This is a genomic window from Nocardiopsis flavescens (genome assembly GCF_900141985.1).
GTDB classification, from domain to species: Bacteria; Actinomycetota; Actinomycetes; order Streptosporangiales; family Streptosporangiaceae; genus Nocardiopsis; species Nocardiopsis flavescens.
On the sequence record NZ_FQZK01000003.1, the window covers coordinates 1 to 14,454 of the forward strand.

General features: G+C 74.9%; 12 protein-coding genes. 7 read left to right on the forward strand and 5 right to left on the reverse strand.

Going from position 1 to position 14,454, the window contains the following annotated elements; translation table 11 throughout:
• The 3 genes from BUE45_RS06685 to mtrA all read right to left on the reverse strand — a co-directional run.
• A partial coding sequence (locus BUE45_RS06685; protein WP_245832865.1) for an LpqB family beta-propeller domain-containing protein occupies positions 1–1,555 on the reverse strand: 1,555 nt, incomplete at its 3' end.
• Positions 1,552–3,288, reverse strand: a complete 1,737-nt coding sequence (gene mtrB / locus BUE45_RS06690; RefSeq protein ID WP_073376515.1) for an MtrAB system histidine kinase MtrB — start codon at positions 3,286–3,288, stop codon at positions 1,552–1,554. The genes BUE45_RS06685 and mtrB, both read right to left, overlap by 4 nt.
• A 16-nt stretch (positions 3,289–3,304) precedes the next feature.
• Positions 3,305–3,982 carry an MtrAB system response regulator MtrA gene (mtrA, locus tag BUE45_RS06695; protein ID WP_073376517.1) on the reverse strand — a complete coding sequence of 226 codons (678 nt, stop codon included), beginning with the start codon at positions 3,980–3,982 and terminating at the stop codon, positions 3,305–3,307.
• Positions 3,983–4,426: 444 nt separating this feature from the next.
• On the opposite strand from mtrA, the gene BUE45_RS06700 reads away from it, so the two are divergent.
• From BUE45_RS06700 to BUE45_RS33760, 6 genes are all read left to right on the forward strand, one after another.
• Positions 4,427–5,923, forward strand: coding sequence for a glycerophosphoryl diester phosphodiesterase membrane domain-containing protein (locus BUE45_RS06700; RefSeq protein WP_073376519.1), 1,497 nt, complete (start codon positions 4,427–4,429; stop codon positions 5,921–5,923).
• Entirely contained in the window at positions 5,920–6,543 is a 624-nt protein-coding gene (locus BUE45_RS06705; protein ID WP_073376521.1) for a DUF4129 domain-containing protein, read from the forward strand. Before BUE45_RS06700 ends, BUE45_RS06705 begins: the two co-directional genes overlap by 4 nt.
• Positions 6,540–7,736: a DUF4350 domain-containing protein gene (locus BUE45_RS06710; protein WP_073376523.1), complete on the forward strand. Its 1,197-nt coding sequence runs from the start codon at positions 6,540–6,542 to the stop codon at positions 7,734–7,736. The genes BUE45_RS06705 and BUE45_RS06710 overlap by 4 nt, the downstream gene beginning before the upstream one ends.
• A 62-nt stretch (positions 7,737–7,798) precedes the next feature.
• A complete protein-coding gene (locus BUE45_RS06715; protein ID WP_073376524.1) occupies positions 7,799–8,782 on the forward strand; it encodes an AAA family ATPase in 984 nt (327 codons plus the stop codon).
• Positions 8,782–10,083: a DUF58 domain-containing protein gene (locus BUE45_RS06720; protein ID WP_073376526.1), complete on the forward strand. Its 1,302-nt coding sequence runs from the start codon at positions 8,782–8,784 to the stop codon at positions 10,081–10,083. Before BUE45_RS06715 ends, BUE45_RS06720 begins: the two co-directional genes overlap by 1 nt.
• Positions 10,084–10,204: 121 nt before the next feature.
• On the forward strand, positions 10,205–12,199 hold the full coding sequence (locus BUE45_RS33760; RefSeq protein WP_281256325.1) for a tetratricopeptide repeat protein: 1,995 nt from the start codon (positions 10,205–10,207) through the stop codon (positions 12,197–12,199).
• Between the two features lie 3 nt (positions 12,200–12,202).
• Here BUE45_RS33760 and BUE45_RS06730 read toward each other — a convergent pair whose 3' ends face one another.
• Positions 12,203–12,454 (reverse strand): DUF397 domain-containing protein, encoded by a 252-nt coding sequence (locus BUE45_RS06730; protein ID WP_073376530.1) that lies wholly within the window; start codon positions 12,452–12,454, stop codon positions 12,203–12,205.
• Between the two features lie 42 nt (positions 12,455–12,496).
• Entirely contained in the window at positions 12,497–13,501 is a 1,005-nt protein-coding gene (locus BUE45_RS06735; RefSeq protein WP_073376532.1) for a stage II sporulation protein M, read from the reverse strand.
• 114 nt (positions 13,502–13,615) lie between these two features.
• Between BUE45_RS06735 and BUE45_RS06740 the strand changes: the two genes are divergently transcribed.
• Positions 13,616–14,425, forward strand: coding sequence for an RDD family protein (locus BUE45_RS06740; RefSeq protein WP_073376534.1), 810 nt, complete (start codon positions 13,616–13,618; stop codon positions 14,423–14,425).
• The last annotated feature ends 29 nt before the right edge of the window (positions 14,426–14,454 follow it).

The window sequence follows — 14,454 nt, forward strand, 5'->3', positions numbered from 1 at the left end:
CCACCGAGACCCGGCCGTCCTCGTCCGTGACGACGCGGCCCACCTGGAGCGAGCGGCGCCCGTCCGTCTCGGTGACCGCCGCGGCGCGGGAGCCGTCGCGCGACACCCGGAAGTGCACCAGGGACTCGTCGCGCAGGTCCCCGACGTCCACCCGCACCACCTCCTCGGCGCCGCGCAGCACCCAGACGGCGGAGGACCCCGGCTCCGGCGGGGCCGGGTCGGGCAGGGCCTCGGGGTCGGCGGAGTCCTGTTCGGCCTCCTCCCGCGCCTCCTCGTCGGGCTCGCCGATCTCCTCCACGACCCACAGGTTCCCGTCGATGTCCCAGGACAGCTCGGTGAAGACCCCGTCGTCGAGGACCTCGGAGACCTCGGCCCCCGGCGAGGCGAAGGAGGTCACGACGGTCTCGCCGCCCAGGGTGATGCCCGCGACGGTGCTCTCGTCGATGGAGACGGCGAACCGCTCCAGGAGCACGTCGCCCGCGCCCAGCGGGCCCGGGACGCGCTCGGCGTCGCCGAAGGTGTCGGTGTCCCACTCCGAGGCCGACCAGAGCTGCCCCTCGTGGGCGTAGTAGGCGTGCACGCCCGCGCGCAGCGCACCCGGCCCGACCCCGTGCCAGAACGTGCTGGCGGGCCGGGGCCGGTCGGCGCTGTCGCCGTCGGCGGCGGCGAACGCCACCTCCTCGCCGTCCAGGACCAGGGTGAACTCCTGCACGTCCGGGATCTGGCGCAGTGTCCAGGCGATCTGGGCGCCGAGGCGGAACTCGTCGACGTCCCCGACACCGTCGATCTCGACGACGACGCTGTCGGCGTCCGCCGTCACCCGCGGCCGGGTGTCCTCGGGGAACTCCGAGCGCACGGCGGGGGCCAGCCAGGAGGTGGCGCCCGCCCCCAGGCGCGCGAGCAGCCGCTCGGCGAGCCGGTCGGTGCTCACCGGGAGGTAGATCGGGTCGGGCACCAGGGAGGTGCCCTCGGGGTTGAAGTAGTACAGGTTGAACGGCCGGTGGGTGCGCTCCACGTCCAGCTGGCTGAGGATCAGGTCGTCGGGCAGGCTCCGGATCCGCCACTCCCCCTCGGGGTCCCCCTCCTCGCGGGCGAGCGTGAACGTCTCGTCCATCAGCGTCCCCGGGGCGCCGGGGCGGTACTTGCCGTCCTCGTCGATGGTGGCGACCAGGGCGCTGCGCATCCGCACGCTGGCGGTGAGCCCGTCCTCGGACACCTCGGTCTCCAGGTCGACGGTGTCGAGGTCGGTGAAGACCTTGACGGAGCCGTCCGGGGACCAGTCCCGGCCGGTGTCGGGCAGCATGTAGATGCGCGCCGCCCCGTGGTCCTCCTCGAAGCTGCCCATGTCCTTGAGGAAGCTGCCGACCAGCCCGTCCGGGTTCATGCCCGGCTGCGGGCCGGCGGGCAGCAGGCGCACGTAGCCGCCGTAGGGGTCGGCGGAGCCGTCGCCGCCCTCGCCGGGCACCACCGGCCCGGTCATCGGCACGCCGGCGCACGAGGTCAGGAACAGGCAGGACAGCGCGGAGGCGCCGAACACCAGGAGTCGTCTGCTCACGGGTTGTCCTCTCCCCCCTCGCGGGGGTAGGCACGGCCCAGCGAGAACTCCGGGGGCACCAGGGGCAGCGGGGATCCCCGCAGCTCGGTGCCCGCGTGCCGGGGCAGGGACAGGCGGAACTGGGACCCCTGGCCGGGCATTCCCCACGCCTGGAGCCAGCCGCCGTGCAGGGCGGCGTCCTCCTTGGCGATGGACAGCCCCAGGCCGGTGCCCCCCGTGGTGCGCACCCGGGCCGGGTCGGCCCGCCAGAAGCGGTCGAAGCACAGGTGCTCCTCCCCCTCCTTGAGGCCGACCCCGTAGTCGCGCACGGCCACGGCGACGGCGTCGCGGTCGCCCGCGGCGGTGACCACCACGTCGCGGCCCTCGCTGTGCTCGATGGCGTTGACCACCAGGTTGCGCAGGATGCGGTTGATCCGCCGGGGGTCGTACTCGGCGACGCACGGGTCGGCGGGCAGCCGCATGACGACCTTGATGCCGCGCTTCTCGGCGATCTGCTCGGCGTCCCCGACCGCCTTCATGACGGCGTCTCGGACGTCGGAGGGCTCGGTGCCCAGGGTCGCGGCCCCCGCGTCGTGGCGGCTGATCTCCAGCAGGTCCGCGAGGAGTTCCTCGAACCTCTCCACCTGGCTCTGGAGCAGCTCGACGGAGCGGCGCATGGCGGGTTCCAGCTCGTCGCGGTCGTCGAAGAGCAGGTCGCCGGCCATCTTGATCGTCGTGAGCGGGGTGCGCAGCTCGTGGGACACGTCGGAGACGAACTGCCGCTGGAGCTTGGACAGCTCCTCCAGCTCCTGGATCTTCTCCTGGAGGGTCCCGGCCATGTCGTTGAAGGACACGGCGAGGCGCGCGAGGTCGTCCTCGCCCTGGACGGTCATCCGCTCGGAGAGGTCTCCCGCGGCCAGCCGCTCGGCGGACTGGGCGGCGGAGCGGACCGGCGAGACGACCTGGCGGGTGACGACGTAGGCGATGAGGCCCAGGAGGATGACCAGCAGCGCGGCGACCAGGACGACGGTGCGCTGGACCAGGTCGAGGATCTCCTGCTCGTGCTGGAGCGGGAAGACGTAGTACAGCTCGTAGGCGTGGGTCAGCTCGGACCCCACCACCAGGGCCGGCTCCTCGGTGCCCTCGGCCTCGTTCCGGATGCGCGTGTAGGTGTGGTACTGCTGGTCGCCCAACGAGTCGCGGACCTGGTCGATCAGCCGTTCCGGGACGCTGGTGTCGAGCTGCTTGTCCGGGGACTCCTCGCCCACCCAGCCGAGTTCGTCGTCGACGGACGGCAGGATGACGACCCCGTACAGGCCGGTGTCGCCGCTGCGTCCGGCGAGTTCGCTGGCGACGTTGTACATCAGCCGGTCGCGGTCGCCGGTCTCGTTCTCCTGGATCTCGGCGAGCGCGTAGTTGAGCCCGGCCCGGTGGTCGTTGACCGCGGTGGCGATCTTGGCGTCGAGCAGGCCGCTGCGCACCTGGGAGATGAGCACGTAGCCCAGGCCGATCATCACGACGAGGGACAGCACCAGGGTCGTGGAGATGACCCGCAGGTGCAGGGAGCGGCGCCAGTTGGTGTGGACGCCGCGGACCAGCGCGCGGGCGGAGCGCTGGGCGAACAGGTAGGCGCGGGTGAGGCCGGAGTCGGGGTCGCGTCGCCGCCCCCCGGACCCGGTGGGCCCGGGGGGCTGGGCGGGCCGCTCCTCCTCGGAGCCGGCCCCCCGCTGCTCCTCGGATGCGGCTGCGGTCATGTGCGCTTCGCGTGGATCAGGCGGTACCGGCCTTGTAGCCGACGCCGCGGACGGTCACGACGACCTCGGGGTGCTCCGGGTCCTTCTCGATCTTGGCGCGCAGGCGCTGCACGTGGACGTTGACCAGGCGGGTGTCGGCCGCGTGGCGGTAGCCCCAGACCTGCTCCAGCAGGACCTCCCGGGTGAAGACCTGGCGCGGCTTGCGGGCCAGGGCGACCAGGAGGTCGAACTCCAGCGGGGTGAGGCTGATCTGCTCGCCGTCGCGGCGCACGGCGTGCCCGGCGACGTCGATGGTGATGTCGCCGATCTGGAGCACTTCGGGCGCGGGCTCCTCGGTGCGCCGCAGGCGCACCCGGATGCGGGCGACCAGCTCCTTGGGCTTGAACGGCTTGACGATGTAGTCGTCCGCGCCCGACTCCAGGCCCAGGACGACGTCGATGGTGTCGCTCTTGGCGGTGAGCATGACGATCGGCACGCCGGACTCGGCGCGGATCTGGCGGCACACGTCGATGCCGTCGGCACCGGGGAGCATCAGGTCGAGGAGGACCAGGTCGGGCTTGGTCTCGCGGAAGGCCTCCAGCGCCTTGTCGCCGTCGTGGACGAACGAGGGCTCGAACCCCTCGCCGCGCAGCACGATGCCGAGCATCTCGGCGAGGGCGAGGTCATCGTCGACAACCAGTACACGTCCCTTCATCGGTGTGTCCGGCGCCGGGCGTCGGGCCCGCCCTGTGGGGCGGCTTCGCGGCGCCTACTCCTCTCTCCTCGGAAGAACTCGAACGTCGTCGGTGCGGTGCGGGTGCGCCGCCGCCGTTCCGACGCGGGAACCGACATTCTCCCCACAGCTTGCCATCTCATGGAGCGGAGGGAAGTGCGGTCGATGCCTTTGGGGCCTTCAGGGACCGTTTTCGGCCACTTCGAGCGTCCGCCCTGGCCGGGGAGGGTGATGGCGCCCTTGATAACGCCCGGCCGGTTGGTAACAGAAAGCATACAAAAAGAATGAAGTGCGTCGGTTGCGCGGGAAGGCGTCCGGACCGCGCCCGACTTCGGGGGAACCGGCCGGTAGGTTGTTCTCGGACGCGGGAATGTGAAACCCGGTCCGCTTGCGCAGCGTAACCGAACCTCACGGAGGGCGGGGCAGATGACCCAGGAGGACGACCACCGGAACCCGTCGGGGGGAGCCCCGGAGGAGCCCGCCGACGGTACGTCTCCCGCGGCGGGCGCCGGGGAGGGCGCCGGTTCCGCGGAGTCCTGGGCCGCTCCGGGCGGTGCCGGGCCGGGCGGTCCGGCACCGCAGGCGCCGCGGCCCCCCTCCTTGGCGCCGCACGAGGGCGCGCCCGCCGCCGGCGGTGCGCCCGCCGGCCACGCCGCCCCCGGCTCGGGGCAGGCGCCCGGGTACCCGCAGCAGCCCGGGTACGGGCCGACCGGCCCGCAGGCCCCCGGCCAGGGATTCGCCGCCCCCGGCTCGGGGCAGGCGCCCGGGTACGGGCCGCCGGGATACGGGCCCCGGCCCGACCAGGGGCAGTGGGCCGGGCCGCCCACGGGGCCGCAGGCCGGGCACTGGCGGTCCGCCCCCGGGCAGTACCCGCCCCCCGGCTACGGGCACGCCCCGCCGCAGGCGCCCAAGCCCGGCGTGGTGGCCCTGCGCCCGATGACGCTCGGGGACATCCTCAACGGCGCCTTCACGCTCATCCGCCGCAATCCCAAGACCATGGTCGGCCTGTCGCTGATCATCATGGCCGTCTCCAGCATCGTCTCGTCCATCGGCTTCAGCGGCTACATGGCCGACTACGGGACGTTCATGGACCAGGTCATGAACGACCCCATGTCGATCGACTCCGACGACCCGCTGCCCTTCAGCCTCTGGTCGATCCTCACGCTGTACGGCGGCGCGTTCGTCAACTACGCCGGGGTCGTCTTCCTGACCGGCCTGCTCACCACGACGGTCGGCATGGCCGTGCTGGGCCGCACCCTGGCCCCCGGCGAGGCCTGGGCCGCCTTCCGCGGGCGGATCGGCCCTGCCGTCGGCGTGGCCGTGCTCCAGCTGCTCATCGGGCTGGCGCTGTCCGCGGTCATCGTGCTCCTCCTCGTCGGCGGCGTGTTCGCCGGGGCGATGCTGGCGGTCGCCGGCAGCGAGGGGGCGGGCATCGCGGTCATGCTGCTCTCCGTGGTCGCGGGGCTGGTCGGCGGCGTCGCGCTGGGCGCCTGGATCCTCATCCGGCTCTACTTCGCCATGCCCGTCGTGGTCCTGGAGCGCGTCTCCGCCGGACAGGCCCTGGCCCGCTCCTGGCGCCTCACCCGGGGGAGCTGGTGGCGGGTCTTCGGCATCGTGCTGCTGTCGTCCCTCCTCATCGGCATCGTCACCAACCTGCTGAGCATGCCGTTCAGCATCGCGGGGATCGTGCCGATCTTCCTGGCCCCCGAGGCCCTGTGGTCCACCGTCGCCTCCGGCGCCATCATCTACCTCGGCAACGTCCTGATCTACTCGGTGTCCACCCCGTTCACCGTCGGCGTGACCACCCTCCTCTACGTCGACCTGCGGATGCGGCGCGAGGGCCTGGACCTGAGGCTGCACACCGCCGCCCTGTCCGGCCGGGACGTCGGCCCGGAGATCTACCTGCCGGAGAGGCAGGCGTGAGGGCGCCGTCGGCGGCCCTGCTGGAGGTGACCGGGGACGAGGGGCGGCGCCGCGCCGTCCAGGAGCTGAGCGACCCGGTGTACGGGGAGCAGGAGCCCTCCCTGCTCGAACGCATCCGGGAGTGGTTCCTGAACCTGGAGTTCTCCGTGCCGGGGGGCGGCGGCGGATGGGCCACGGTGCTCGTGCTCGTCGTGGTCGCGCTGCTGGTCCTGTGGCTGGTGCTGTGGCTGCGCCCCTCCCGGTCCCGCCGTGCCGAGGGAGCCGTGCACGGGTCCGCGCCGCGGTCGGCCGCCGACCACCGGGCGGCCTCCCGGGAGCGGGAGGAGGCCGGAGAGTACGCCGCCGCGGTCACCGAGCGCATGCGCGCGATCAGCGTCGACCTGGAGGACCGCACCATCATCTCCCCCCGTGCCGGGCGCACCGCCACCGAGCTCGCCGCCGAGGCCGGGAGGGCGCTGCCCGGCGAGGCCGCCGCGCTGGACGAGGGCGCCCGCCTGTTCAACGACGTCGTCTACGGCGACCGCGCCGCGACCGCCGGGACCGCCCGCTCCCTGCGCGAGCTGGACGACCGGCTGCGCGCCGCCCGCCCGGCCCTGGACCCCGAGGAGGCACGCGGATGACCGCCCCCTCCCCCGAGGCCCCCGCCGCCGGCTCCCCCGCGGCGCGGCCGGACTCGGCCGCCCGCCGCTTCTGGCGCGCCGCCCGCTTCCCCGCGGTCCTGGCCGCCGCGCTCGTCACGGTGTCGGTACTGATGTCCCTGGGCGGCGAGCAGTTCCCCACCGGCCACCTGGAGCCGCGCAGCGTCTCGCCGGACGGCACCCGCGCCCTGGTGAACGTGCTGCGCGAGGACCGGGACGTGGAGGTGGCCCGCTCCTCCGCCGACGCCGCCGCCGCGGTCGGGGCCGCCGACGACGCGGTCCTGGTCGTGTTCCTGGACCACCGGCTGCTGCCCGCGGAGCTGGACCGGCTGGCCGCCCTGGACGTGGACACGGTGCTGGTGCGCCCCTCCGTGCGGTCGCTGTCGGCGTTCGCGCCCGGTGTGGAGATGACCGGCCGCGAACTGCCCCGGGACTACCTGGAGCGGCCCCTGGACCCGAACTGCGACCTGCCCGCGGCCCGGACCGCGGGCCCGGCGTACGTACACGGCGAGCTGTACACCGCCGGGCCGGGGACCGGCGCCGTAGGGTGCTACCCGGCCGGTGCGGGCGACGCCCTGGTCCAGGTGTCCGGCGGGGACACGACCACCACCGTGCTCGGCAACGGGGACCCCTGGACCAACCGGCTGCTGGACCGCGGCGGCGACGCCGCCCTGGCGCTCAACCTCCTGGACGCCGAGACCGTGGTCTGGCTGCGCCCGGACCCGCCCCGGGAGGAGGGCACGGCCACCCTGGCCGAGCTGCTGCCCGCCGGGGTGCTCTGGTCCCTGCTGCCGCTGGCGGCGGGCCTGGCGCTCCTCGTGGTGTGGCAGGGCCGCCGCATGGGCGCCCTGGTGCACGAGTCGCTGCCGGTCGTGGTGCGGGCCTCCGAGACCACCGAGGGCCGGGCCGGCCTGTACCGTTCGCGCAAGGCGCGCGACCGGGTGGCCGACGCGCTGCGCTCGGGCTTCCTGGACCGGCACTCCGCCCGGCTGGGGATGGGCCCCGACGCCCCCCGCGAGGCCGTGGTGGCGGCGGTCGCCGAACGCACCGGGGGCGACCCCGGTGCCGTGGAGGCCCTGCTGTACCCGAAGGGCGCGGACCCCTACGCGGCCGACGACGACGGCCTGCTGCGGCTGGCCGCCGAGCTGGACGAGCGCTCCAGGAGGCTGCGGTGACCGGACCCGCCGGAGCATCCGGACCATCAGAGAACGCACGGAACGAGAGAGGTGGACGGCACGTGAGCGCCTTCACACACGAGGCACCGCCCTCGGCCGAAGAGGCGCGGGAGGCCCTGGTCGCCCTGCGCCGCGAGGTGGCCAAGGCGGTCGTGGGCCAGGACGAGACGGTGACCGCCCTGGTCGTGGCGCTGCTGTGCCGCGGCCACGTGCTGCTGGAGGGTGTGCCCGGTGTCGCCAAGACACTGCTGGTGCGCACCGTGTCGGCGGCCCTGTCCCTGGACCACAAGCGGGTGCAGTTCACCCCCGACCTGATGCCCGGTGACGTGACGGGGTCGCTGGTCTACGACCAGAACACCGCCAGGTTCGAGTTCCTCAGGGGCCCGGTCTTCACCAACCTGCTGCTGGCCGACGAGATCAACCGGACCCCGCCCAAGACCCAGGCGTCCCTGCTGGAGGCCATGGAGGAGCGGCAGGTGACGGTCGAGGGCAGTCCCGTGGCGCTGCCCGACCCGTTCCTGGTGGCCGCCACCCAGAACCCGGTGGAGTACGAGGGCACCTACCCGCTGCCGGAGGCACAGCTGGACCGGTTCCTGCTCAAGGTGACGGTCCCGCTGCCGCCGCGCGAGGCCGAGGTGGAGGTGCTGGGCCGGCACGCCGCCGGGTTCGACCCCGGGGACCTGGCGGCGGCCGGGGTGACCCCGGTGGCGGGCACCGCCGAGCTGCACGCGGCGCGCCGGGCCGTGGAGACCGTGCGGGTCGCCCCCGAGGTCCTGGGCTACATCGTGGACCTGTGCCGGGCCACCCGGCAGTCGCCGTCGCTCCAGCTGGGCGCCTCACCGCGCGGCGCGACCGCGCTGATGCGCACCGCCCGCGCGTGGGCGTGGCTGTCGGGCCGCGACTACGTGACCCCCGACGACGTGAAGGCGCTGGCCAAGGGGACGCTGCGGCACCGGATCTCGCTGCGCCCGGAGGCGGAGCTGGAGGGCGCCACCACCGACGGGATCCTGGACGGCGTGCTGGCCTCCGTCCCGGTGCCGCGCTGATGGTGGTCACCGGCCGGGCGGTCCTGCTCGCGGGGATCGCGGTGGTCGCCGTGGCGTTCTCGGGCTCCCTGGGCCCGTGGGCGGCCGCGGTCGCCGTCGCCGTCCTGGTGCTGCTCGTCGCCCTGGACGTGCTGCTGGCGGCGAGCCCCGGGGGAATGCGGCTGACCCGGGCGGGCGACACCTCGCTGCGGCTGGGCGACACGGCGACCGTGGAGGTCTCCGTCGCCAACCCGACGCGGCGCCGCCTGCGCGGGGCGGTACGCGACGCCTGGCCGCCGAGCGCGCACGCCGAGCCGCGGGTGCGGCCGCTGTCCGTCGACGCGGGCGAGCGGCGCCGGGTCGCGACGGAGCTCACCCCCACCCGGCGGGGCGACGCCCGCGCCGCCGGGGTGACCGTGCGCACCCTGGGCCCGCTGGGGCTGGCGGGACGCCAGCGCACCCTGACCGCGCCGTGGTCGGTGCGGGTCCTGCCGCCGTTCCACAGCCGCCGCCACCTGCCCGGCAAGCTGTCGCGGCTGCGGCAGCTGGACGGGCGGCACACGGCGATGGTGCGGGGCCAGGGCAGCGAGTTCGACTCGCTGCGCGACTACGTCCCCGGCGACGACGTGCGGTCCATCGACTGGCGGGCCAGCGCCCGCAACGACGGCGTGGTGGTGCGCACCTGGCGGCCCGAGCGCGACCGGCGCATCCTCATCGTGCTGGACACCGGCCGCACCTCCGCGGGCAGGGTGGGCGACACCCCCCGGCTGGACCACGCCATGGACGCGGCGCTGCTGCTGGCGGCCCTGGCCGGCAAGGCGGGCGACCGGGTGGACTTCCTCGCCTACGACCGCCGGGTGCGGGCGCAGGTCAAGGCCTCCGGGCGGGGCAGCCAGGTGCACCGGATCGTGGAGGCGATGGCGCCGCTGGAGGCGGAGCTGCTGGAGTCCGACCCGGCGGGGATGGCGAGCGCCGTCCTGACCGCGCAGGGGCGGACCCGCTCCCTGGTCGTACTGCTGACCGACCTGAACGCGGCGGCGCTGGAGGACGGCCTGCTGCCCCGGGTGCCGGCGCTCACCTCGCGGCACCTGCTGCTGGTGGCGGCGGTGCGGGACACGGCGGTGGCGGAGATGGCGGCCGGGCGCGGGGACGCGGGAGCGGTGTACCGGGCGGGCGCGGCCGAGCGCACCCTGGGCGAGCGCCGCCGGGTGACGGCGGAGCTGCGCCGGGCGGGGGTGGAGGTCGTGGACGCCGAGCCCGAGCACATCGCCCCGGCCCTGGCCGACGCCTACATCAACCTCAAGGCACAGGGCCGCCTGTAGCGGCGGACGCCGCGGGGGTGGGGTGACCGGTTCCGGTCACCCCACCCCTTTCCCGTGCTCACCGGGGCCGGGCGGGCACGGGCCCCGGCGGGCACCGGGGCGCTCGGGCAGTATGGGCGGCATGGACTCTCCCTCCGGCCCCCGCGCCAACACGGTGCACGGCGACGTGTACGGGCGGCTGCTCCAGGCCCGCGACATCCACAGCGTCACCATCGGCGCCGGGGAGCGGCCCGCGCCGCCGCCCGGGGCCGACGTGGTGCTGGACCCGCCGCGCCCGGCGGTCGCGGTGCGCGGCCGGGAGGGGCTGGTCGGGGATCTGCTGGCGGAGATGCGCGCCGGGACGGACGTGCCGCACGTGCTGACCGGGCCCGGCGGGTTCGGCAAGACGACGGTGGCGGCGGAGCTGGCGCAGCGGGCGCGGGCCGAGGGGCGCACGGTCTTCTGGGTGCGGCCGGGCGGCGTCGCGGCGAGCATGATCGAGGTCGCCGTGGAACTGGGCGGGTCGCGGCGGGAGGCGGAGGAGGTGCGGGCCACCCGGCACCTGGCGATGCGGTGGGTGTGGCGGCACCTGGACGGGGCCCCGCGGCCGTGGCTGCTGGTCATCGACAACGCCGACCGGCCCGAGGAGCTGGACCCCGAGCACCGGCCCGGCGACCAGCTGGGGTGGATGCGGGCCAGCCCCGGCGGGTTCGTGGTGGTCACGACCCGGGTGGACGACCCGGCGCAGTGGGCTCCCGCGCGCCTGCACCGGGTGGGGCCGCTGGAGGCGGGGGCCGCGGCGTCGGCGCTGGCCGACCACGCGGCACCGGAGGGAGCGGCCGGGGCAGGGGAGCTGGCGGAGCGGCTGGGACGGGTGCCGCTGGCGCTGGCGCTGGCCGGGCGCATCCTGGCGACGCACCGCGTGCTGTTCCCCGACGCCCGCGCGCTGCTGGCGCGGCTGGAGGAGGGTGTGGAGCGGCTGGACGAGCTGGCGGCGCCGTTCGTGACCGGTCCCGACGCGGACCGGCGGCTGCTGTCGGGGGTGTGGGACCTGTCGCTGCGGCTGGTCGCGGAGCGGGAGCCGTACGCGCGCCCCCTGCTCCAGGTCCTCTCGGTGCTGGGCCCGGACGCGGTACCGGTACCGCTGCGGCGCCTCCCCCCGGCGGAACTGGCGTCCGGCCCGCTGGAAGGCCTCGACGACGTGCGGCTGGCACGAACGATCAACACGCTGCTCGTGCACGGGCTGGTCACCCTGGGCGGGCACGGCGGGGAGACCTCGCTGCGATCGCACCCCCTCGTGTCGGAAACGATCCGGGCGGGTATCGGCGACAGCGCGGTGACGGACGTCGTCAGCCGCCTGCTCCGCCGGCGGCCCGACAACGACTTCACCCTGGAGGCCTCCGCCTACGCGGCACTGGCCGGGGTCCTGACGCGTCTGCACCACGCCCGGCATCCGGCGGTCGTCCAGGCCTCTGTCGGGCGTTTCAGGGTCGCGATGCTGCTCGGGGGACGGGAGGAGGCGGAGAGGTCCCTGGCCCTACTCGCCGAGACGGCCCGGGCCGCCCTGGGCGGCACCCATCCGGAGGCACTGCGCGCCCGGCACGCCTGGGCCGACGCCCTGCGCGCGCTGGACAGGTGGGAGGAGGCCGGGAGGGTGTACGACTCGGTTCACCGCGACCGCCGGGACCGGCTCGGGCCCGACCACCCGGACACGCTGAGCAGCCTGCACCAGGTGGCCCTCATCGCGGGGCTGCGCGGTGACCTGGAGGCCTCCGAGCAGGGGTTCCACGCCGTCCTGGCCGCCCACGGGGGCAGGGAGGAGGAGCCCACCGCGGTCAGCGCACTACAGAACCTCTCCTCCATCCGGATGCTCCGCGGCGACACCGGCGCGGCGTGGGAGGGCTTCCTGAGGGTCCGCGAGATCCGGGGCCGGCTGCTGGGGGAGGACCACCCGGACACGCTGGAGGCGGACTACTACCTGGCCGGGGCCGCCGCCGAGCGCGGTGAGCACGCGCTGGCCGCGGAGATGTTCGACCGGTTCGCACGGTCGCGGGCCGAGGCCGTGGGCGAGGACGGCCCGATGGTCGCCGAGGCCCGTGCGCGGGCGGAGCGGGCCAGGGAGGCCGCGGGGGCCTGACCTTCAGGACCGGGCGGTGGCGATGACCAGCGCCGACCATTCGCGCGGGCCGACCGCCAGGACGGCGGCGGAGCGGTGCCGCGTGTCGCGCAGCAGGATCGCCCGCGGGAGGCCGAGGGCGACCTCGACGCAGTTCTGCGCGAAGCCGCTGTGGGAGCTGGTGAACCAGGGCGCGGAGTCCACGACGGCCACCTCGACGCAGGCGCTCTCGAAACCGCTGTGGGAGCTCGTGAACCACCCGGGGGAATCGCTCATACCGCCGACCCTGCCACACCGAGGCCTTGCGCGGTGGGGTTTTCAGGCCACCGGGGCCGCCGCCGGGGCGTTCCGGATGTCGCCCGTCTCCCCCTCCAGGTAGGCCCGGCGGCCGACCACGAACACGTACAGGAAGAACAGCACCTCCGCCAGCACGCCGATCCCCAGCGCCACCGGTACGGGGATGTGGCCGGCGACCGTGTTGCCGGTGACCAGGCCCTCGATCAGGCCGGAGAGGAACAGCACCACCGCCAGGCCCAGCGCCGCCGCGACCGCCGCCCGGCCCTCCTCGCCGAAGGCGCGCAGCCGGGTGCGGTCGCCGGGTGCGATGAGCGACCAGCCCAGCCGCAGGCCGATGCCGCCCGCCACGAACACGGCGGTCAGCTCCAGCAGGCCGTGCGGCAGGATCAGGCCGAAGAACACGTCGGCCCGGCCCTGTCCGATCATCAGCCCGGCGGTGAGCCCCACGTTCAGGGCGTTCACCAGCATCACGTACAGGGTCGGCACCCCGAAGGCGACGCCGAACACGATCGCCTGCGCGGCCACCCAGGCGTTGTTGGTCCACACCTGGGCGGCGAAGGAACCGCGCGGATTCTCGACGTAGTAGTTCGCGAACTCGTACTCGACGGTCTGCGCGATGGACTCGGGCGTGCCGATCGCGTGCATCACCGCGGGGTCGGCGACGACCCACCACGCCACGGCGGCCGCGACGGCGACGGTGCCCGCGGTCATCCCCAGCCACCACCAGCGCAGCCGGTACAGGATCGCGGGGAAGACCCGGGTGAAGAACCCCACGACGTCGCGCCAGGCCGGGTCGTGGGCGCCGGTCACCGCGGAGCGGGCGCGCGCCACCAGCGCCGAGAGGCGGCCCACCAGCGCGGGGTCCTGGCCGGAGGAGCGCACCACCGAAAGGTGGGTGGAGACCCGCTGGTAGAGGTCGACGAGTTCGTCGACCTCGGCGCCGTCGAGGGAGCGGCGCCGGCGGACCAGGCGCTCCAGGCGCTCCCAGTCCTCGGTGTGCGCCGCGGCGAAAACGTCGATATCCACGCAAGGGACCCTACCGTCTCGCCGTCCCGGAGAGCGGCCGGTGGGAACGCGGTGTCCGGCCTGCGGGTAGTGTCGGAGGCGATCGTTACGTTCGGCCCCGAGGGAGCAGCACCGGTGTCCTATCCCGGCGGTGGAGAGGTACGCGGCGACGCGTACGGTACGACGCCCCTGGTCACGGGCGACGCGGTGGTCCTGGACCTGCGCGCCGCCGGGTTCGCGACGCGGGCCGTCGCCCTGATCCTCGACGTGATCGTGCAGGGCGCCCTGCTGGTCCTGCTGGTCCTGCTGACGGCCTGGATGGGCACCACCATGGACCCCGCGGCGACCGCGGCCGTGGTGCTGGGCGGCACGATCCTCGTCCTCGTGGGCTACCCGGCGGCGTTCGAGACCGTCTCGCGCGGCCGGACCCTGGGCAAGATGGCGCTGGGCCTGCGCGTGGTGGGCACCGACGGGTCGCCGGAGCGGTTCCGGCAGGCGCTGGCCCGCGCGCTGGTGGGTTTCGTCGAGATCTGGATGACGACGGGCGTGATCGCGCTCATCACCTCGATGCTGAGCAGGGACGGGCGCCGGGTGGGCGACTTCCTGGCGGGCACCATGGTCGTGGAGGAGCGCACGGGGCGCCCCCGCCAGGAGCACGTGCCCATGCCGCCGCACTTGGCGGGCTGGGTGTCGGGGGCCGACCTGTCCCGGCTCTCCCCGGAGACGGCCGCGGCCGCCCGCCAGTTCGTGCTGCGCTTCTACGAGCTGGCCGAGCACACGCGCCACGAGATGGGCGTCCGGTTGGCCGACGCCGTGATGGCGCAGATCAGCCCGCCCCCGCCCCCGGGGACCACCCCGCCCGACTTCCTCGCCGCGGTGCTCGCCGAGCGGCGCCGCCGCCAGGAGGCCGCGCTCCAGCACCGCCCCCACCGCCCCGGCGCCTGAGCGGGCGCCGCCCCGGGCCGGGCCGGCCC